A 20,251-nucleotide genomic window follows, 5' to 3' on the forward strand; every position below is an offset into this window, starting at 1 on the left:
AGGGCCTGGTGAGACAGGTTGCGGAGCCCTTCGTGGCTCGCTTCGCTCGCACCTCAGGGAGCAGAGATGTGGACGCTTAAGAGTGTTCTTTCGTAGTCCACGCAAGACCTGCAACGCTGCCGGCCCGACACGACGGCGCCACTTCGACGGAACTTGCGCTGCCCCGACATGTGACCGGCATGGCGGCCGTCGTGGACTACGCAGCGAACGCTCGAGAGCGTTCTGTTCATGCTCCCTGAGGTGCGAGTGAAGCGAGCCACGAAGGGCCATGTTCGATGCTCGCCCGCCCTTCGTGGCTCGTCGCTTGCGCTCCTCACACCTCAGGGAGCAGGGATTGTGGTGTTCTTTAGGGCTAAACAGCAGAGGAAACATCGAATGGTGATCGTCGCCAACATGTTTCGCGAGTTCGCCGAGATGATGCCGACGACAGCCGCCACCTAAACGGCCGGATCCGGGAGCTCACCTATCGCTCCACACCGCACTTCTGACCCCGGCGATCACCGACACCGACTACCAACCAAGCACTTGCTAGGTTAGTCTCGGGGGCATGAGTGACGCCGTCATCCCACCTCCGCTCGGACCCGACGATCTGGGCCCGGACACCTCACCGGTCGCCTACGAGACCGGCGGCCCCGACGGCGCGGTGGCCTATGTGACGCTGAACCGCCCGGAGTACCGCAACGCGCAGAACTCGGTGATGACCTATTCGCTCGACGCCGCTTTCCGCAAGGCCGTCGACGACGCTTCGGTGAAGGTGATCGTGCTGCGGGCGAACGGCAAGCACTTCTCGGCCGGACACGACATCGGCACCCCCGAACGCGACTTCGACACCTACTACGAGAACGCGGCCGTCCTGCACTGGGACCACACCGACAAGACCGGTGCCGACCAGCGTCTCGCCCGCGAGATGGAGGTGTACATGGGGATGTGCCGCCGCTGGCGTGACATCCCCAAACCCCTCATCGCCCAGGTCCATGGCGCGTGCATCGCCGGCGGTCTCATGCTCGCCTGGATCTGCGACTTCATCGTCGCCTCCGATGACGCGTTCTTCTCGGACCCGGTCGCCCGCATGGGCATCCCCGGCGTCGAGTACTTCGCCCACGCCTTCGTGCTCGGCCCGCGCCGGGCGAAGGAGATCCTCTTCACCGGTGAACGTTTCACCGCGACGCAGGCGGCCGACTGGGGCATGGTCAACCACGTCGTTCCCCGGGACGCCCTCGAGACCAAGGTGAACGAGATCGCCGAGAAGGCCGTCGCCATGCCGATGCAGGGGCTCTTCCTGAGCAAGAAGGCCGTCAACATCTGCGAAGACCAGATGGGACTGCGCAACTCGATGGATTCGGTGTTCGGCTGGCACCACTTCGCGCACGCGGCCAACTCCGAGGCGGGTGGCGACTCCCTCGGCGGGATGGACGCGAAGTCGATGAAGGCGTCGGCGTCGACCGGCACCGAGGGATCGGTGAGCTGACATGGACCTGCTGTTCGACGACGCCGCCGACGACTTCCGCGCCGAGGTCCGCACCTGGCTGGCCGATCATGTTCCGCGCGAACCGCTTCCGTCGATGGACACCGCCGAGGGATTCGAGGCGCACCGCGAGTGGGAGCGGACGATGGCCGCCGACCGGATGTCGGTCGTCAGCTGGCCGGAGGAATACGGCGGCCGCGATGCCCCGCTGCTGCACTGGGTCATCTTCGAGGAGGAGTACTACCGTTCGGGTGCTCCCGGACGCGTGAGCCAGAACGGCATCTTCCTGCTCGCACCCACCCTGTTCGAGCACGCGAGTCCTGCTCAGCTGGAACGCATCCTGCCGCGGATGGCCAACGCCGACGACATCTGGGGTCAGGCGTGGAGCGAACCCGAGGCCGGCAGCGACCTCGCCTCGCTGCGGTCGACCGCCGTTCGCACCGACGGCGGCTGGCTGCTCAACGGTCAGAAGACCTGGAGTTCGCGGTCGAGTTTCGCCGACCGCGCCTTCGGCCTCTTCCGCACCGACAAACAGGCGCAGCGCCACAAGGGTCTCACCTACTTCATGTTCGACCTGCGCAGCGAGGGCGTGACCGTCCGACCGATCGCACAGCTCGACGGCGAGGCCGGGTTCGCAGAGCTGTTCTTGGAGAACGTCTTCGTCCCCGAAGATCCGTCGAATCCGGGCGAGTCGGGTGTCATCGGCGAGGTGGACAACGGGTGGCGGGTCGCGATGAGCACCGCCGCCAACGAACGCGGGCTGTCCCTGCGCGCACCCGGCCGGTTCCTGGCCACCACCGACCGCCTCGTCGAACTGTGGCGGTCGAACCGGGACGACGTCCCGTCGACGGCGAACACCGATGCGCGCGTGGCAGATGCGTGGATCGGGTCACGAGCCTACGAGCTGTCCACGTATCAGACGGTGAGTCGTCTTGCGGCCGGTGGTTCGCTCGGCATGGAGTCGTCCATCAACAAGGTGTTCTGGTCGCAGTGGGACATCGCCGCTCACGAGACCGCCCTCGACCTGCAGGGCCCGGCCGCCGAGCTCGACGACCGGTGGACCGATGGCTACCTCTTCTCGTTGTCCGGGCCGATCTACGCGGGTACCAACGAGATCCAGCGCAATGTCATCGCCGAGCGCCTGCTCGGCCTTCCCCGTGGAGATCGGTGATCATCATGGACTTCCGACTCTCCGACATCCACACCGACCTCGCCTCGACGGTGGACGCCATGCTGGGCAAGGCCGACATGCCGACCGCCACGCGCGCCTGGGCGGCCGGTGACCGCGCGGCCGTCGCCAAGGTCTACTCACAGCTGGCCGACGCGGGCATCAGCGGACTCCTGATCGACGAGTCACACGGCGGCAGCAGCGCCGGGGCCGTCGAGATGGTCGTCGCCGTCGAGCAACTCGGACGCCACTGTGCCCCGGGCCCGATCGTCGAGAGCGTCGCCGTGTTGCCGATCCTGCTGCACGACGCCGACGTGTCGGGCCCGCTCAGCGACCTCGCCGAGGGGCGGCTGGCGACCTGCGCGATCGGACCGCTCCAACCGTTGGCCGCCGACACCGCCTCCGCCGATGTCTACCTCGTCGAGGACGGAGTGCTCTCGCGGGCCACCGTGCAGAGCACCGAGCCCTCGGTCGACAGCACCCGGACGTTGTCGCGGGTCACCGCCGGCGACGTCCTGGCCACCGGGGTCGATGCGTCCGACGCCGCGGACGCGGGCGCACTGGCCACGGCTGCGCAGCTGCTCGGCCTGGGTCAGGCGATGCTGTCCATCGCCTCGGACTACGCACAGTCGCGCAAGCAGTTCGGCCGACCGATCGGGTCGTTCCAGGCCGTCAAACATCATCTGGCCGACGTGGCGATCGCCATCGAGATGGCCCGCCCCCTCGTTCACGCGGCCGCCCTCGGCGTCGACGGCCAAGTGCCGGAGGGCACCGACGTCTCGCGCGACATCTCGGCGGCGAAGGTCTCGGCCGCCGAGGCCGCCGACCTGTCGGCCCGCCGCTCGCTGCAGGTGATGGGGGCGATCGGGTACACCGCCGAGCACGACATCTCGCTGTACATCACCAAGACCCGGGCGCTGCTCAACGCCTGGGGCTCCCCTGCCGTACACCGCCAACGCATCCTGGAGACGCTGTGACCGTCAGTACCGGCATCGAAAGCCCGGCCATCGGCGCCGAGGAACGGGAGGCACTCGTCGAGGCGGTGCGGGATCTCCTGCGTCGCCGGGGCGATTCGACGACGGTCCGCACGGCCATGTCCGCCACGGGGCGCATCGACTCGAACCTGTGGCAGACGCTGTGCACCGAGATCGGCGTCGCCGCGCTGGCTGTCCCCGAGCGATTCGGCGGTGCCGGGGCGTCATGGATGGAGTCGGCCGCGGTGCTCGAAGAACTGGGCGCCGCACTGAGTCCCGTCCCCGCGCTCGGCTCCGCACTCGCCACCGGCACGATCCTGCTCGCGGGTGACGACGACGCGTCGTCGCGACTTCTGCCCGCCCTGGCCGCAGGCGAGCGGACCGCGGCGGTGTGCTGGGCCGGTGAACGCGGCTGGCAGGCACCCGGTGTGCGCGCCGACGCCGGACTCCTCACCGGGACAGCCCACTTCGTCGTCGACGGCGAATCGGCCGACGTGCTCCTCGTGCTCGCAGCCGGACCCGGGACGCACCTGACCCTGCACGAGGTGGCCGCCGATGCGGACGGCGTCTCGGTGTCGCCGATGCCCGTCCTCGACCCGACCCGGGCGCTGTCCTCGGTGCGCTTCGACGAGGTCGCGTCCGCGGCGATCCCGGCGCCGGACGATCTCGCGTCCCGGCTCCGCGCGCTCGCGTGGGCCCTGCTGTCCGCCGAGCAGGTCGGGGGCGCGCAGCAAGCGCTCGACCTCACGGTCGAGTACACCAAGTCCCGCAAGCAGTTCGGGCGCACCATCGGCTCGTTCCAGGCCCTCAAGCATCGGATGGCCGACATGTACGTGCTGGTCGAGACGGCGCGGTCGATCTCCCGCGCCGCCGTGGCCGCCCTCGCCGCCGACGACCCGGACACCGCCGACCTGGCGCTGGCCGCCCACGTGTACTGCTCCGATGCCAATCGTCGTGTCGCGGGCGAGGCCATCCAGCTGCACGGCGGCATCGGCATCACCTGGGAGCACGACATCCAGCTCTATTTCAAACGCGCACAGGCCACGTCGCAGATGTTCGGTGCCCCGCACACCGCGGTTACCGAAGCGGCCCGCGCACTGCGCTGACCGACCTCAGTGTCGCCGCGGCCGCCACCGGGCGAGCAGCCGCTCGACCGGGTCGGTCAGCAGCAGTAGGAACAGCGGCAGATTTCCGCTGCGCGGGAACACGATCGCGACGCCCAGTGCGACCGCGAGGATGATGAACGTGGCGACTCCGCTCGATGAGGCAACCCATCGGTCGGTCGCGTCGTCGTCGGCGAGCAGTTCTCGGTGCCGACGACCCCATTCGGCGATCGCGATGAGCGAGCCCACCGAGACGGCTAGCACACCGATGTAGAGGATGTTGGCCTGCTCGATGTGGGCACCGTCGATGAGGGCCGTCGCGAAGGGTAGCGCCACGATCGTGAGCAACCAGATGAAGTGGAGGTTGATCAGCGTGCGGTCGTAGGCGCGGAAGTACTCCATCGTCTGATGGTGCTGGCGCCACAGGATCCAGATGACGCCGAAACTGATGATGAAGCTGACCAGTTCGATCGAGTTGTCGGACACCACGTCCGCGACCGACGAATCCTCGCGCAGGTCGTTCGCGATGTCGACGAGCGGGAGCACCAGCAGGGTCAGCGCGATCGCGACCACCGCGTCGGCGAATGCGATGAGCCGGCTCAGTCCCTCTGCCGACTGTCGGTTCTCCGGTTCTGCCATGCGATGCACTGTAGAACGACCGGCGGGCGGCCGGTGGGTCAGACGGCGAAGGCCGCCTCGACCGTTGCCTCGTCGAGTCCGTAATCGGCGAGCTGGTACCGGTGCTGCGGTTTGCGCGCACCCGACCGGCTTTCCTCGTCGAGCGCGGTCACCGCCGCACGCGCGTCCTCCGACATCGGGGTGTCCAGCGCCGCGTACACCCGCTCGACGGTGCCCATCGGGTCGTTGCGCAGATCGGTGAAGTCGATGTCGAGGAACTGGGCCGGGTCGTACCGCTTCCGTGCGGTGGAGAACTCACGGAGTCCGCGCGACCACAGCTCGAGCTGGTCCTGGCCCACTTGCTCGCCGGTGAACGTCGTCGACCATCCCGGGGTGGCGTGTTCGGCCAAGCTGCACATCGACGCGATGAGAGTGCTGGGCGGCCGGTGCGTCTGGATCACCAGGGCATCCGGGTACGCTGCCATGAGCGCGTCGAGCGCGAACAGATGGCTGGGGTTCTTGAGCACCCACCGCTTGCCGGGATCGTTGAGCCCGATCAGCTGCAGGTTCTTGCGGTGTCGGAGATACGCCGGCGTCCAGTCCTGTTGGGCGAGCCACCTCGAGTAGGTCGGGATGTGCGCGAGGGATTCGTACGAGATCGACATGACGCTCTGGCGGAGCAGCTGCCAGCACTCCTCGACCTCGCCGGCGTCCATGTAGTGCAACCCCATGAACTCGGGATTCTCGACGTGATGTTGCTCGAACCCGGCCTGGATCTGCTGGTAGACGGGATTGTCGGACCAGGTGTCGCGCGGCGGCCGGGGCTGCGGGAACTCGGCGAGCCACATCTCGACGCCCTGGTGCGCCGGATCGGCGGCCAGGAGTCGGTGCAGCGCAGTCGTTCCCGTGCGCGGCAGGCCGGTCACGAAGATCGGCCGCGTCACCTCGACGTCGGCGTACCCCGGGTTCGCCTTCCACGACGCCTCGCTGAGCAACCGGGCGACCAACGCGCCCTTGAGGAAGAAGCGGAACATCTTGCTGCCGATCTCGGTCAGCCCCGCCTCGGAGCGGTAGGAGTCGAGCAGGATGCCCAACGGCTCCAGGTACTCGGTGTCCCCGAAGTCGTCGAGGCCGGTGGCGCGAGTGGCCGAGGAATGCAGGTCTTCGATCGTGCCGACGTCGGTGCGTGCCGCACTAGTCATGGTATTCACCGCAATTCACGTCCAGGGTGTGCCCGGTGATGGCGCGCGCCATCGGCGAGGCGAGGAACACGACGGCGTCGGCGATCTCGTCCGGCTCCGGCAATCGCTTGAGGTCGGACTTCGACGCCGTCTGCTCGTAGACGTCGTCGGGTGAGATCCCGTATTTCTTGGCGACCTCGCCGAAGTACCACTTCAGCTGGTCGTCCCAGATGTAACCCGGTGCGACCGAGTTGATGCGAATCCCCTTGTCGCCGAGTTCGGAGGCCAGCGACTGCGACATCGCCAGCAGCGCCGACTTCGCGATCTTGTAACTGCCGTAACGGGGCTCGGAGTGCCGGATGACCATCGAGTTGATGTTCACGATCGAGCCGTCGGACTCGCCCAGCGCGTCGGTGAACGCGCGAATCACCCGCAGTGTGCCCAGCACGGTGACGTCGATGCTGCTCGCGATCTGATCGAAGTCGGTGCGGGACAACGGTTTCATCGACGGGAGGGCGAAGGCGTTGTTGACCAGTACATCGGCCCGGCCGAACTGGGCGACGGTGGTGGCCACCAGGTTGTCGACGGCGGCGTCGTCGGTGATGTCAGCCGGGACGACGAGGCTGGTCCCGCCGGTGGCGTCGATCTCGGCGGCCACCTCTTTCAGACGCGATTCCGTGCGGGCGGCGAGGACGACCCGCGCCCCCTCCGCGGCGGCGCGCAGACAGATCGACCACCCGAGTCCCGGACCGACACCCGAGACCACGACGACCTTGTCGGCGAGCAGACCCCCCTGTGCGCTCATCCCAGCATCCTCTCGGCGAACCCACGCTGACGTGCCGCGATCCGATCCGCCCAGCCGTCGGCGTCGATCCTGTTGTGCTCGAGGTGCGGCAGATGGTCGGCGACTTCGTCGAAAGCGACGACCTGTGCGGTCGGGCCCAGGTCCGGGCCGATCGGCGAATCACTGCGCTGCCAGCGGAACTGCAGGATGCCCCTCGACCGTCCCGTCGTCTCGATCCAGTTCGCGACGCCCGGATCACGATGCGACACCACCATGCGGATCATGCCGTCCGGATCCACCTGCGCCTGAGCGGAGTTCAGGCTGGTCTGGTGGTTGACGTAGTCCAGCGAGGTGTACCACATGCTGCCGAGCTGGAATCCCTGGTACGGGGCGTCGGACCGCGGAATGGTGATCACCATCGCCTCGTCGGGCCCCAACCGGAAGTGTCCGACGGAGGAGAACTGCGTGCTGAGGCCGCCCGGGGTCTGCCGCGGTGCGGTGAACGTGTTGACCGGCTCGTCGAGGTAGAACCACTTCGGGAAGTTGAACCAGGTGTTGATGCGAGCCGTCAGCATCTTGCCGGCCGTCGCGTACCGGCGGGACACCCGGGCCAGGTCCGGCTCCGGCGGCGCGGTCCCGATGGTGTCGACCCGTTCGATGGTGATCGACCCCTTGCGTTCGGACCAGTCGGAGTAGACCTCGCGCACCGCGAGCATCGACGCGCCCTCGCCGAGCGGGAAGTAGTCGTCGGGCGCATCCGGGATGGGTGGGCCGAAGGTCAGCTCGAACGACCCGTCGTCGGCGATCGTCAGCCGCCGGTCGTCGAACGCATCCTCGCCGCCCGGTACCGACGAGGCCGTGTAGTCGCCGCGCAGGACCTGGAAGCTGAGATCGGTTGTCGTACCGCGCCGCCCGCGTACCCGGTAGGTCCCGGTGGGCTCGACGTCTGCGTGATAGTAGAGCGTGTCCGGATTGTCCAGGCCCATCTTGGTCGACGGCCCGGTGGACGTCACGAAGTTCGGGTGGGAGATGGACCGGGCGCGCACCAGTTGGACGATGGCGGCGATACTCCCCGCGAGGTAGTCGTAGCCTTCGGCGAGATCCTGTTCGGTCTCGGCGAAATCGGCCGATGCGACCAGCTTCTCGGCCTCCGCGATCGCGTCGAGGAGGGGCTGCGTGACCAGCGGTGCGCCACTCGTTGTTTCGGTTGACGATGTCTCGGTCGTCGCTGTCTCGGTACTCGTCGCGTCGTCGACGGTCATAGCCAGGTGTCCCCGCCCGTCCATGTGAGAAAGTTTTCCAACTCTGCCTGTGCGGGCGTGACCCGCGGGTGTTCGGTCGACAGGTAGCCGCCACGGTAGAACAGCAACGGCTTGTCCTGCAGCACTTCTCCGAGAGTCAGTGCGCGGCCGATGACGATGTGATGGTCACCGCCGTCGGTGACCGTCTCGACGTCGCATTCGACCCAGGTCAGGCTGTGCCGGATGACGGGGAGACCGGCCGGTGACGGGTCCCAGATGACGTTCGCAAACTTGTCGTCGCCGGGGGCGCCGAAGGCGGCGCTGACGTCCTGCTGGCGGTTCGACAGGACGTTCACACAGAACTTGCCCGTCTTCTCGATGACCTTCCAGCTCCGGGAGGTCTTCATCGGACAGAAGAGGACCAGCGGCGGATCGAGCGACAACGCGGCGAACGACTGGCAGGCAAACCCGACCGGCTTACCCGCGTCGTCGAGGGTCGTGATGACGGTGACCCCGGTACAGAACTGGCCCATCGCCGTTCGGAACTGACGGGAGTCGAAATCGGCGGACCCGTAGGGCGAACGCGTGGACTGCTGGGTCGCGGCGCCGGAGGGCATCTCGGACAAGGGCATCTCAGCCCTTGAACCCGACGCTGAAGTCATGCCCCCACAGACTCACTGCCGTGCTCTCCCGGGCGATCCACTCGTCGTCCTTCACCGTGCGCCCCTCACAACCGAATTCGATGTCGAAGCCGCCCGGCGTCTTCATGTAGAAGGACAGCATGAGGTCGTTGACGTGTCGGCCGAGCGTCGCCGACATCGGCACCTTCTTGCGCAGCGCGCGGTCGAGGCACAGGCCGACGTCGTCGGCGTTCTCGACCTCGACCATCAGGTGGACGATGCCGGTGCTGTTCGGGATCGGCAGGAACGCCAGCGAATGATGTCGGGGGTTGCAGCCGAGGAAGCGCAACCACGGCACCTCGTCGCCCTCTTCGCGGCCGACCACCTGCGGCGGGAGGCGCATCGAGTCCCGGAGCTTGAATCCGAGTACGTCCCGGTAGAATTCGAGCGCCGCCTTGTCGTCGGAGCAGGTGAGCACCACGTGGCCCAGACCCTGCTCCTCGGTGACGAAGCGATGCCCGTACGGGCTGACGACGCGCCGGTGCTCCAGCGCGGCGCCGTGAAAGACCTCCAGGGTGTTGTCCGCCGGGTCGTCGAAGACGATCATCTCGGCGACCCGACGGTCGGCGACCTCCTCGTCCTTGCCCTCGCGGAAGACCACACCCGCACGCGACAGCCGATCCCGGACATCCTGCAACTCAGCGGCGTTCGCGACCTCCCAGCCCGCGCAGGCGAGCCGGTCGTGCTCGGACGGCACGATGACCAGACGGGCCGGGAAATCGTCCATCCGGAGATACAGGGCACCGTCGGTGAGACCGGAGCCCTCGATCATGCCGAGAACCTTGAGGCCGTAGGTGCGCCACGCCTCGATGTCGGTGGCCTCGATCCTCATGTACCCCAACGAGCGAATCGGACTGTCACTCATCTGCTACTCCTCTTTGTGCTCTTGCCGACGGTGCTGGCCGGACCTTCGTGACGCCCTCCGCAAGCTCCGGGCTCCTCAGGGAGCGGACGGGCGTGCCCTCCGCAAGCTCCGGGCTCCTCAGGGAGCGGAGAGGGGTGCCCTCCGCAAGCTCCGGGCTTGCGAGCCTCTTCCCTGCTCCCTGAGGTGCGAGGAGCGCAAGCGACGAGCCACGAAGGGCCTGGTGAGGCACGTTGCGAGCCACTTCCCTGCTCCCTGAGGAGCGAGCTTGCGAGCCACTTCCCTGCTCCCTGAGGAGCGAGCTTGCGAGCGTCACGAAGGGTCACACCATCGTGTCGCCGATGGGAATTCCGAACTCGCCGTTGCCGAATGCGACGTAGGCGCGCTCCGGGTCGTTCGCGGCGTGCACGCGGCCGGCGTGGGCGTCGCGCCAGAAGCGCTGGATCGGTGTCCCGTTCTCGAGCGCGTGGGCGCCCGAGTTCTCGAAGAGCCGGTCGATCGCGGCGATCGCACGTCCGGTCGCACGCACCTGGTCGCGTCGAGCGGACAGGCGCAGTTCCATCGGGACCTCCTCGCCGGCGAGGATGAGGTCGTACTCGGCCTGCAGGTTGCCCGACAGCTGGCGCCACGCGGCGTCGATGTCACTGGCGGCCTCGGCGATCCGGACCTTGGCGAACGGATCCTCCTTGGCCTTCTCGCCCGCGTAGGCGGCCCGGACCCGCTTGCCCTGGTGCTCGACGTGGGCGCGGTAGGCGCCGTAGGCCATGCCGACGATCGGCGTCGCGATGGTGCTGGGATGGATGGTGCCCCAGGGCATCTTGTAGACCGGCGCGGTGTTGCGCTCCAGGCCCGGGCTCTGTCCCATCGACATCGTGCGCATGCTGAGCATGCGGTGCCGCGGCACGAACACGTCCTTGACCTCGATGGTGTTGGACCCGGTGCCGCGCAGACCGACGACGTTCCACACGTCCTTGATCGTGTAGTCCTCACGCGGGATCAGGAAGCTGACGAAGTCGACGGGCTTGCCGTTCTTGATGACCGGACCCCCGACAAAGACCCAGTCAGCAGTCTCGCAGCCCGACGACCACGCCCACGAACCGTTGACCTTGTAGCCGCCGTCGACGACCTCACCCATGCCCATCGGCGCGTACGACGACGAGATCCGGACATTGCTGTCCGAACCCCACACGTCTTCCTGCGCCTGCTGGTCGAAGAGGGCGAGGTGCCAGTTGTGGACGCCGATGATGCCCGACACCCAGCCGGTGGACCCGCAGGCCGACGCGATCCGGCGGACCGCTTCGTAGAAGGTGACCGGGTCGACCTGATAGCCACCCCACTGCTCGGGCTGCAACAGCCGGAAGAAGCCGGCGGTCTCGAGGCTCGAGACGGTCTCGTCGGGGATTCGACGCAGATCCTCGGTCGACTGCGCACGCTGCTCGAGTTCCGGGAGCAGGACGTTGATCTTCTCCAGGACCTGCTCGGCGGCTTCGCTCCGTTGTGCTGGCATCTCGCCTGCTCCTACTCGTCTCTCCTCGGCCGGACGAGCCGGCCGCTGTACCCATCGAGTTCGAGATTAGAACACGTTCTCATTTCTGTCGAGGACTGGGACTTTATGCCCATGTACAGGCCCGATCGGCGTTCGGGACGACGATCGGGCTGACAAATCTGAAACGTGTTCTAGTATTGGGTACAGTTTTTCGACGCGACATCAGCCACAGACAGGAGAGGGCACATGTCTTCAGGACCCGAGACGATGACCCCGAGCAGCCCCGGCACGCCGAGCGCAGCCGTCGCCTCCGACGGGGCCGATGTGGGTATCCGGGAGATCGACACGGGTGCACCGCCCACCCGGTTCGCGCGCGGCTGGCACTGCCTCGGCCTGCACGAGGAGTTCGACGACGGCAAGCCCCACTCCGTCACGATCTTCGGCACCAAGCTGGTGGTCTGGGTCGACACCAAGGGCGAGGTGAACGTGCTCGACGCGTTCTGCCGGCACATGGGCGGCGACCTCTCCCAGGGCAAGCTCTCGGGCGACAACGTCGCGTGCCCGTTCCACGGCTGGCTGTGGAAGGGCAACGGACGGTGCGCCGGCGTGCCCTACGCCAAGCGCAACCCGAAGCTCGCCAAGACGCGCTCGTGGCCGTCGATGGTCCGCAACGGCCAGATCTTCGTCTACAACGATCCCGAAGGCAATCCGCCCCCGGATGAGTGCATCATCCCCGAACTCGAGGAATTCGGGTCCGACGAGTGGACGCCCTGGACCTGGAACCGCATCGTCATCGAGGGCTCCAACTGTCGCGAGATCATCGACAACGTCGTCGACATGGCGCACTTCTACTACGTGCATTTCGCTCTTCCGGATTACTTCAAGAACGTCTTCGAGGGTGAGATCGCCGCGCAGTACATGAATTCGCACGGCCGGCCCGACGTCACCCTCGGCACCAATTACGGCGACAGCCGCCTCGAATCGATCGCGGCGTATTACGGCCCGTCATACATGCTGAACCCGATGATCCAGTACTACGGCGGCTACGCGGTCGAGACCATCCTCACCAACTGCCACTACCCGATCGACGAGAACTCCTTCGTCCTGATGTACGGCGTGATGGCCAAGGTCCCGGACGGCCTGACCGCCGAACAGGCGTCGAAGATGGCCACCAAGATCAGCGCCGGCGTCGAGGTGGGCTTCCTGCAGGACGTCGAGATCTGGAAGAACAAGACCCGGATCGACAACCCGCTCCTCGTCGAGGAGGACGGCCCGGTGTACCAGCTCCGCCGCTGGTACGACCAGTTTTACGTCGACAAGGCCGACGTCACCGACGAGATGACCGGCCGGTTCGAGTACGAGATCGACACCTCCAAGGCCCTCGAGAGCTGGAACGAGGAGATCCAGGAGAACCTGCGCCGCCAGGAGGCCGAGAAGGCTGCAGAGTCCACGGCGTCGGAATCCACGGAGAAGGCCGAGGTCTGACGTGACCCGGGCGGCAGGGGTTCGGATGGCAGGGGCTCCCGGGGGTTCCGACCGTTGGGCGAAGGCGCCCGACTTCCAGAACGATCCGGACCGGCTCGCCCGGGTTCACGAGGCCACCCGCCGCGACCGCGAGCACTACCTGCAGGGCGGGATGCGCGAGATCGAGTGCCGGGCATGCCACGCCTGTGTGTTGGTGAAGAAGACCAGTTCGTTCCACACCAGCGTGCAGTGGAACGCCGACGCCAGGGAACGCTGCCTCGGCCTCGAGCAGATGCGCGCCGGCGACGACGACGGGAACGGCCCGCTGCTGCCCGGAGCGATGATGCCGACGTGCGCCCGGCTGTCGGCCAGCATCGACCACGGGGTCACCGAGGGCATCATCCCGGCCGAGTCGCCCGCCACCGATCCCGACGGCTACTGGTAATCGGTTAACCGGAACTACAGCACCATTAGATAACACAAGCCCCAGGCATCACACCGGTCACACGTTCGTCACACCTGGAGAACGACCGACGACGCGCCGACCCGCCTCGGCCAAGCTGTCGTCATGTCCGTTTCGATGACGCGCGCCAGGCGCGTGACCTGCACCATCGCACTCACTGCCGCGCTGTCGGTCGGTGTTCCCCTCGCCGGCTCCCCACTCCTCGACACCGGTCACGCCGCGGCCGCGGGGTCGTCGGATTCCTCCGGTTCGGTCCCGATCTATCTGCCGATCCCGACCACCGTCGGCCTCAACGCGCTCGGGGCGGCGATCACCCAGATCGGCAAGCCGTACAAGTGGGCCGGCGTCGGCCCGCATTCGTGGGACTGCTCCGGGCTGGTGCGGTGGGCGTTCTACACGACCGGCGTCCAGCTCCCCCGGACCAGCCAGCAACAGGCGAAGGTCGGACACGCGATCCCGTTTCGCGCCCTCGCACCGGGCGACATCATCATCTTCGGTCGCGACGCCGGGCACGTCGGCATCTACGCGGGCGCCGGTCGGGTGTTCAACGCCTACGGCCCCAACGGTGTCCCGATCGGTTTCACGAAGTTGAAGGACATGGGCTACATCAAGACGATTCGTCGGTTCGGTTGACCTCGGCTCGCTCGGCGGCAGCCGCACGGGGCCACACGGTGCTCAGCACCCATAAACCGACGACGACCAGGAGCAGGATCGCGACCACGACGGTCCCGATCAGTCCGTAACCCGCCTGCATCTCGGGGAGGTCGGCGTCGAGCGCCTCGGACACGCGGTCGGAGAACAGATGCGCGGCGGGGTTGCTCAGCGTGCGGATGCCGACGACGAGCACGATGACCGACGCCAGCCCGATCAGGCCGATGGCGGACGGGCGCAGGCGTGGGCGCCACCAGCCGAGGGCGGCGACCACCGCGATCACGGCACCGAGCACCACCACGCTCAGGCCCGGGCGGCCGGTGTTGTCCTCGAAGAAGAACGCGACATCGTCGTCGCTGGCGCCCAGGATCGTGACGCGTCCCAACCCGGTGATCGACGGCTCCACGCCCTCATCGGTACTGCCCCACTGCACCTGTGCCAAGAGCACCAGCAGCAGACCACCCGCCAGCATCGTCGGCCACGCGAGGCCGCGGAGTCGTTCGACCGTCCCTGCATGCTTGGTCATCCGATCAGGGTGCCATGAGCCGACGTCGGTGGATATGAGTCGGACTAAACGCAACGCCGTCCGCGACCGATGAGTTTGCGCGACCCTGTCAGTCAGAAGTTCCGACGGGCAGTCGTCCACCAGTTCACGCGGAGCAAGAAAGAGGACCCAGCAATGGCAGAGTATGCAGCCCCCTCCGGGGCACCAATCTGGTTCGACCTGATGAGCAGTGACACCGCGAAGGCCGAGGAGTTCTACGGCGCGATCTTCGGCTGGGAGGCCGAGGCCCCCGACGAGGAGATGGGCGGTTATCGCAACTTCCACAAGAACGGCAAGCGGGTGGCCGGTCTTAGTCCGGTGATGGAAGGCGCCGGGCCGCCCGACATCTGGACGGTTTACCTCCACACCGAGGATCCCGACGCCACGGTGAAGGCCGTCGAGTCGGCCGGGGGCTCGATCATGGTGCCGCCGATGGCCATCGGCGAGGAGGGCACGATGTTGATGGCCTTCGACACCGCGGGGGCGGCGATCGGGTTCTGGCAACCGAAGAATCACAAGGGGTACACCGAGTTCGGCGAGCACGGCACGCCCTACTGGTTCGAGTGTCAGAGCATGGACTACGCCAAGTCCGTCGAGTTCTACCGGACCGTGCTCGGCGCGCGCATCGAGGAGGTCGGCACCGGTGGCGACCCGGACGCCGTCGGCCCCGACAGCTACGGCCAGATCTTCTACGGTGAGGCGTCGTACGCGGGGATCATGGACTCGGTCAAGCTCTTCCCGGCCGGGGTGCCGTCGTTCTGGCAGGTCTACATCACCGTCGACGATGTCGCGGCCACGGTGAAGCAGGCCGAGTCGCTGGGCGCGAAGATCCTCATGGCCGGCGAGGACACCCCATACGGGACGCTGGCCGCGATCAAGGATCCGATGGGCGCCCTGATCTGTCTGGGACATCCGCCCGCCGGCATGTGACGCGCAGCCGCGGTAGGGCTCGGTGCGCACCGAGTCCTACCGCGCAGGTCATCGGCGGCGTCAAACGTTCATCCCGCCGCAACGCGATGGCCGACGGCACCCTGTAGCGTCCGACTTCCACAGACACGATTCACCGTCATATCGCGTGGAACTCGTCGGCGTGGAACAGGATTCGCATGTCGGCACACGATTCGGCCGTCCCTCCCGGCTCCGTGCAGAGCTATCTCGACGAGGTCCCCACCTGGCGAGACGGCACACCCGCCCGCGCACACTCCGCAACCCGCTACTGCCGGGATCTCGTAGCCCCGCCCTTCCGACAAACCCACCCGTTTTCCGTAAACCCACCCGGTCCGAGCGTGGTGGGTTTACGGAAAAGGGGTGGGTTTGCGGATGCGGCTCCTCACCGCACCCCGGGTGCCCGGAGGAGTTCGCCGGTGACGACCCCGCGAATCGTGCGGACCGCCACGCCGCTCCATGCCAGGACGAGGACCGTGAATCCGGCGACGGCCACGACCTCGAAGACCGTCCCACCGACGGTGAGGGCCAGCGCACTCGAACCCGTGACGTAGGTGCCGAGGGGGAAGGTGAACGCCCACCAGGTCATCGCGAACGGCATTCCCGACCTCAGGGTCCGCGCGGTGAGCCGTGTTGCGACGGCGATCCACAGGGTTGCCGCCACCCAGACGGTGAGGCCATAACCGACCGCAAACGAATGCAAGGTCTCAGCCATGGGCGCGTCGACGACATGGGGTGCGACGTGGGCCAGCAGGCACGCCGCGGTGACCGATTGGCCGAGCGGTCCGAGGACGATCCACCAGGTGGGGACCATGTGCGCGGCGCCGACGTCTCCGGTACGCAGCCGCGACGCCAGCACCCTCAGAATGGGGAGTGAGGCGAGTGCGGCCAGCACGAACATCGCCCAACCGATCCCCATCACCACATGCGACGCCCAACCTGCGGACAACTGCGGGGTGAGCACCGCGGCCGCCGACGCCGAGACCATCGGGGGGACGACGGGCATCAGCCAGCCGCCGAACGCGTCGCCGACCGACGGGCGCCCGACGATGAGATGCCGGTACGGGATGACCACCGCGGTGACGACCCCGCCGATCGTGCCGACGACCCAGCACACGAGGTCGATCCCCAGCGCCAGATCCCGGCCGATCACCGTCGCTCCGACGACCATCGTGCTGGTCCCGACCGTCATGATCGCCATCGGCACCGCACCGTAGAAGTGGGCGACGACGGGGTGGGCGTGATGACCGCGGGCGACCTCCGGGTCGCGGCCCCAGTGCCGGACCGTGGCGACCAGCACGACGCCGAACACCGCGCAGGCCAACAGCCAGAAAACGGTTGCCACCTCCGCTAGACCCGTGGGCTGCCAGGGCAGGCTGTGCGCGGCGATCGCGATGATCCCCGTGCCCATCACCGCGGCGAACCAGTTGGGCGGCACGTAGGAGGCGCGACGCCGCCCCACCGCGCGGGCTGTTGCGGTCCCGAGGTCCGGTGCTGCGAGTCCGGCGGAGGCAGTGGTCGTGGTCATGTCCATCACGTTCCCGCGAATCCAACGACGCCGGTAGGACCCGAATCGTTGGCAGGGCACAACCGCCGTTTGTATCCGGGGTACCACCGCCGCTTGTACCCTCGAGCGATGGTGCTGAGTCCGCGGATGCCCGACCTCGCGTCACTGGAGACCCTGCAGGCAGTGGTCGGGACGGGCAGCCTCAACGCCGCCGCGACCCAACTCGGCGTCACCCAGCAGGCGGTGTCAGCGCGCATCCGCGCCATGGAGACGCAGCTCGGCGTCGCCCTGCTGACACGCACACCGCGCGGATCGGTGCCCACCCAGTCCGGGCGACTCGTCGCCGAATGGGCCGACCGCCTGCTGACGTTGGCCGGCGAATTCGACGCCGGGCTGGCCGCACTACGCCTCGAACGACGTGACCAGCTACGTCTGGCCGCCAGCCTGACCGTCGCCGAGCACCTCCTCCCCCGCTGGCTCGTCTCGTTCGCCGCTCAGCATCAGCCCGCTCCCAAGGTGTCGTTCACCGCGACCAACTCCGATCACGTGTACGACCTCGTCCGTGCCGGCGACGTCGAACTCGGCTTCGTGGAGGGGTCCCGCGTCCAGACCGGTCTGCGCAGCCGGACCGTCGCGCGCGACGAGCTGATCCTCGTCGTACCGCCGGGTCATCCGTGGACGAGGCTGCGGCGGCCGGTCACGGCCGCCGATCTCGCCCGCACTCCATTGGTGACGCGCGAGGAGGGCTCGGGCACCCGGGAGTTTCTCGAGCGCGCCCTGACCAGGACCCTCGGCCCCGGACGAGAGGCCGCGCCACCCGTCCTGGAACTGTCCACGACGGCGTCGGTGCGCGCGGCGGTCATCGCGGGAGCCGGTCCGGCGGTACTCAGTGACCTCTCGGTGGCCGACGACCTCGGACACCGGCTGACCCACATCCCGATGGCCGGCCTCGATCTCGCCCGGCCGCTCCGCGCCGTGTGGCTCTCGGGCCCACAACCGACCGCCGGCGCCGCGCGCGACTTTCTCGCGCACATCAGCCGGAGCTGAGCGGCAACCGGCGACGGCCCCAGCCGGATTTCTGCTCAGACCCCGGCGTTCGCGTCCTGCTTCTTCTTGAGCTCGAGCGCGATGTCGATGAGCTGGTCCTCTTGGCCGCCGACCAGTTTGCGGCTACCCGCCTCGAGGAGGATCTCCGCCGCCGAGACACCGTAACGTTCAGCGTGACCCTCGGCGTGCTTGAGGAACGAACTGTAGCAACCGGCGTAACCCATCATCATCGCCGAGCGGTCGACCAGGCACTCCGACGGCATGGCCGGACGGACGACATCCTGTGCGGCGTCGGCGATCTTCATGAAATCGACCCCCGTGGTGATGCCGAGTTTGTCACACACACCAACGAAGGCCTCGGTGGGCGTGTTGCCGGCCCCTGCCCCAAAACGCCGGATCGAGCCGTCGATCTGCTGTGCGCCCGCGCGGATCGCGTTGACCGAGTTGGCGACCGCGATGTCGAGGTTCTCGTGCCCGTGGAAACCGACCTGCGCGTCGTCGCCGAGTTCGGCCACCAGGGCCTGCACCCGAACAGTCACGTCCTCGAGGACCAGCGCACCGGCGGAGTCGACGACGTACACACACTGACACCCGGCATCGGCCATGATGCGAGCCTGCTTGGCGATGACCTCCGGCGGCTGGCTGTGGCTCATCATCAGGAACCCGACAGTCTCCAGACCGAGATCGCGCGCGAGTCCGAAATGCTGAATCGAGACATCGGCCTCGGTGCAGTGCGTCGCGATGCGGCAGATCTGACCGCCGTTGTCCTGCGCCGCCCGGATGTCGTCCTTGGTGCCCAGCCCAGGCAGCATCAGGAAAGCGATCTTGGCTCGCTTCGCCGTCTCCGCGGCAGCCTTGATCAGCTGCTGTTCAGGGGTTTTCGAGAAACCGTAGTTGAACGACGAACCGCCCAGACCGTCACCGTGGGTCACCTCGATGACCGGCACCCCGGCCTCGTCGAGTGCGCCGACGATGGCACGCACCTCCTCTTCGGTGAACTGGTGGCGTTTGTGGTGGCTGCCGTCCCGGAGCGACGAGTCCGTGATGCGGATGTCGAGGGTGTCGGAGTACTTGCGCGCGTTCGCCATCAGCTTCGGGTCGCGCGGTGTCAGAACCACGTTGGTGCTCATGCCGGGACTCCCACCTTCGTTTTTGCGATCTCTTCGCCGACCTTCGTGGCGGCAGCGGTCATGATGTCCAGATTCCCGGCGTACGGCGGGAGGAAGTCCCCCGCACCCTCGACCTCGACGAAGATCGACACCCGGGCGTGTCCGCCGTTGAGGACGCTCGGCGGGTCGAACTGGGGATCCTGCAGCAACCGGTATCCCGGCACATAGGCCTGGATCTCCTTCTCCCGCCGGTGGATCGACTCGGCGATCGCATCGGTGTCCGCATCCTCGGGGATGGCACAGAAGATGGTGTCGCGCATGATCATCGGCGGGTCCGCCGGATTGAGGATGATGATCGCCTTGCCGCGCTGCGCGCCGCCGATCGTCTCGACACCCGCCGAGGTCGTCGCGGTGAACTCGTCGATGTTCGCGCGGGTGCCCGGCCCGGCCGACACCGAGGCCACCGACGCGACGATCTCGGCATATGGCACCGGCACAATCGAACTCACGGCATACACCATCGGGATGGTCGCCTGCCCGCCGCACGTGATCATGTTGGTGTTCGGCGCGTCGAGATGCTCGCGAAGATTGGCCGGCGGCACCACCGCGGGGCCAACCGCGGCCGGGGTGAGGTCGACGGCGATGATGCCCGCCTCCTCGTACTTCGGTGCGTACTCGCGGTGCACATAGGCCGAGGTCGCCTCGAAGATCAGATCCGGGCGCTCCGACGACGCCAGCAGTTCGTCGGCACCACCGCTCATCGTGATGAGGCCATGATCGGCCGCGCGCTTCATGCCCTCGGAGGCGGCATCGATGCCGACCATCCAGCGCGGCTCGATCACCTCGGAGCGCTCCAGCTTGTACATCAGGTCGGTGCCGATGTTGCCCGACCCGATGATCGCTGCGGTCAGCTTGGCTGCCACGGGTTCCTCCTCTTACTCGGTGAAAGCTGTTGTTGA

The 20,251-nt window shown here is 67.4% G+C and carries 20 protein-coding genes; 9 read left to right on the forward strand and 11 right to left on the reverse strand.

Features of this window, described 5'->3' with window-relative positions; genetic code table 11:
• Positions 1 to 547 precede the first annotated feature (547 nt).
• From KB201_RS08955 to KB201_RS08970, 4 genes are read left to right on the forward strand one after another with little or no spacing between them, the layout of a single operon-like run.
• Complete coding sequence (locus KB201_RS08955) at positions 548 to 1,468, forward strand: enoyl-CoA hydratase (RefSeq protein WP_211538892.1); 921 nt, start codon at positions 548 to 550, stop codon at positions 1,466 to 1,468.
• 1 nt (position 1,469) lies between these two features.
• Positions 1,470 to 2,636, forward strand: coding sequence for an acyl-CoA dehydrogenase family protein (locus KB201_RS08960; protein WP_211538894.1), 1,167 nt, complete (start codon positions 1,470 to 1,472; stop codon positions 2,634 to 2,636).
• A gap of 5 nt (positions 2,637 to 2,641) precedes the next feature.
• On the forward strand, positions 2,642 to 3,610 hold the full coding sequence (locus KB201_RS08965; RefSeq protein ID WP_159371820.1) for an acyl-CoA dehydrogenase family protein: 969 nt from the start codon (positions 2,642 to 2,644) through the stop codon (positions 3,608 to 3,610).
• On the forward strand, positions 3,607 to 4,713 hold the full coding sequence (locus KB201_RS08970) for an acyl-CoA dehydrogenase family protein (RefSeq protein ID WP_211538895.1): 1,107 nt from the start codon (positions 3,607 to 3,609) through the stop codon (positions 4,711 to 4,713). The genes KB201_RS08965 and KB201_RS08970 overlap by 4 nt, the downstream gene beginning before the upstream one ends.
• A gap of 6 nt (positions 4,714 to 4,719) precedes the next feature.
• On the opposite strand, the gene KB201_RS08975 is transcribed toward KB201_RS08970, so the two are convergent.
• The 7 genes from KB201_RS08975 to hsaA form a co-directional block, all read right to left on the reverse strand.
• Complete coding sequence (locus KB201_RS08975; protein ID WP_137810185.1) at positions 4,720 to 5,349, reverse strand: TMEM175 family protein; 630 nt, start codon at positions 5,347 to 5,349, stop codon at positions 4,720 to 4,722.
• A gap of 38 nt (positions 5,350 to 5,387) precedes the next feature.
• Positions 5,388 to 6,530: a sulfotransferase gene (locus KB201_RS08980; RefSeq protein ID WP_058251164.1), complete on the reverse strand. Its 1,143-nt coding sequence runs from the start codon at positions 6,528 to 6,530 to the stop codon at positions 5,388 to 5,390.
• Complete coding sequence (locus KB201_RS08985; protein ID WP_211538901.1) at positions 6,523 to 7,314, reverse strand: SDR family oxidoreductase; 792 nt, start codon at positions 7,312 to 7,314, stop codon at positions 6,523 to 6,525. The genes KB201_RS08980 and KB201_RS08985 overlap by 8 nt, the downstream gene beginning before the upstream one ends.
• Positions 7,311 to 8,555: a hypothetical protein gene (locus KB201_RS08990; RefSeq protein ID WP_249145274.1), complete on the reverse strand. Its 1,245-nt coding sequence runs from the start codon at positions 8,553 to 8,555 to the stop codon at positions 7,311 to 7,313. The genes KB201_RS08985 and KB201_RS08990 overlap by 4 nt, the downstream gene beginning before the upstream one ends.
• A complete protein-coding gene (gene hsaB, locus KB201_RS08995) occupies positions 8,552 to 9,151 on the reverse strand; it encodes a 3-hydroxy-9,10-secoandrosta-1,3,5(10)-triene-9,17-dione monooxygenase reductase subunit (RefSeq protein WP_058251400.1) in 600 nt (199 codons plus the stop codon). Before hsaB ends, KB201_RS08990 begins: the two co-directional genes overlap by 4 nt.
• Positions 9,152 to 9,167: 16 nt before the next feature.
• Positions 9,168 to 10,079: an iron-dependent extradiol dioxygenase HsaC gene (gene hsaC, locus KB201_RS09000; protein ID WP_058251167.1), complete on the reverse strand. Its 912-nt coding sequence runs from the start codon at positions 10,077 to 10,079 to the stop codon at positions 9,168 to 9,170.
• A gap of 319 nt (positions 10,080 to 10,398) precedes the next feature.
• Positions 10,399 to 11,583 (reverse strand): 3-hydroxy-9,10-secoandrosta-1,3,5(10)-triene-9,17-dione monooxygenase oxygenase subunit, encoded by a 1,185-nt coding sequence (gene hsaA / locus KB201_RS09005; RefSeq protein ID WP_211538903.1) that lies wholly within the window; start codon positions 11,581 to 11,583, stop codon positions 10,399 to 10,401.
• 225 nt (positions 11,584 to 11,808) lie between these two features.
• Here hsaA and KB201_RS09010 point away from each other — a divergent pair, with 225 nt between their 5' ends.
• The 3 genes from KB201_RS09010 (at position 11,809) to KB201_RS09020 (ending at position 14,122) form a co-directional block, all read left to right on the forward strand.
• Positions 11,809 to 13,047 carry a Rieske 2Fe-2S domain-containing protein gene (locus KB201_RS09010; RefSeq protein ID WP_137810190.1) on the forward strand — a complete coding sequence of 413 codons (1,239 nt, stop codon included), beginning with the start codon at positions 11,809 to 11,811 and terminating at the stop codon, positions 13,045 to 13,047.
• Between the two features lie 25 nt (positions 13,048 to 13,072).
• Positions 13,073 to 13,471: a hypothetical protein gene (locus tag KB201_RS09015; protein WP_211538905.1), complete on the forward strand. Its 399-nt coding sequence runs from the start codon at positions 13,073 to 13,075 to the stop codon at positions 13,469 to 13,471.
• A gap of 123 nt (positions 13,472 to 13,594) precedes the next feature.
• On the forward strand, positions 13,595 to 14,122 hold the full coding sequence (locus KB201_RS09020) for a C40 family peptidase (protein WP_058251171.1): 528 nt from the start codon (positions 13,595 to 13,597) through the stop codon (positions 14,120 to 14,122).
• Here the strand turns inward: KB201_RS09020 and KB201_RS09025 are convergent.
• Positions 14,097 to 14,666 (reverse strand): hypothetical protein, encoded by a 570-nt coding sequence (locus KB201_RS09025; RefSeq protein WP_211538913.1) that lies wholly within the window; start codon positions 14,664 to 14,666, stop codon positions 14,097 to 14,099. The genes KB201_RS09020 and KB201_RS09025 overlap by 26 nt on opposite strands.
• Before the next feature lie 153 nt (positions 14,667 to 14,819).
• Here KB201_RS09025 and KB201_RS09030 point away from each other — a divergent pair, with 153 nt between their 5' ends.
• Positions 14,820 to 15,614: a VOC family protein gene (locus KB201_RS09030; RefSeq protein ID WP_211538915.1), complete on the forward strand. Its 795-nt coding sequence runs from the start codon at positions 14,820 to 14,822 to the stop codon at positions 15,612 to 15,614.
• 400 nt (positions 15,615 to 16,014) lie between these two features.
• Here KB201_RS09030 and KB201_RS09035 read toward each other — a convergent pair whose 3' ends face one another.
• Positions 16,015 to 17,163 carry a TDT family transporter gene (locus tag KB201_RS09035; protein ID WP_211538922.1) on the reverse strand — a complete coding sequence of 383 codons (1,149 nt, stop codon included), beginning with the start codon at positions 17,161 to 17,163 and terminating at the stop codon, positions 16,015 to 16,017.
• Between the two features lie 102 nt (positions 17,164 to 17,265).
• On the opposite strand from KB201_RS09035, the gene KB201_RS09040 reads away from it, so the two are divergent.
• The gene (locus tag KB201_RS09040; RefSeq protein WP_211538924.1) at positions 17,266 to 18,183 is read left to right on the forward strand and encodes a LysR family transcriptional regulator; all 918 of its coding nucleotides are present in this window, start codon (positions 17,266 to 17,268) and stop codon (positions 18,181 to 18,183) included.
• Between the two features lie 35 nt (positions 18,184 to 18,218).
• Here the strand turns inward: KB201_RS09040 and dmpG are convergent, their stop codons facing one another.
• The gene (gene dmpG, locus KB201_RS09045) at positions 18,219 to 19,313 is read right to left on the reverse strand and encodes a 4-hydroxy-2-oxovalerate aldolase (protein WP_068970498.1); all 1,095 of its coding nucleotides are present in this window, start codon (positions 19,311 to 19,313) and stop codon (positions 18,219 to 18,221) included.
• Complete coding sequence (locus KB201_RS09050) at positions 19,310 to 20,215, reverse strand: acetaldehyde dehydrogenase (acetylating) (protein ID WP_211538932.1); 906 nt, start codon at positions 20,213 to 20,215, stop codon at positions 19,310 to 19,312. The genes dmpG and KB201_RS09050 overlap by 4 nt, the downstream gene beginning before the upstream one ends.
• Positions 20,216 to 20,251 lie beyond the last annotated feature (36 nt).

Source organism: Gordonia sp. SCSIO 19800 (genome assembly GCF_018132775.1).
GTDB lineage: Bacteria > Actinomycetota > Actinomycetes > Mycobacteriales > Mycobacteriaceae > Gordonia > Gordonia hongkongensis.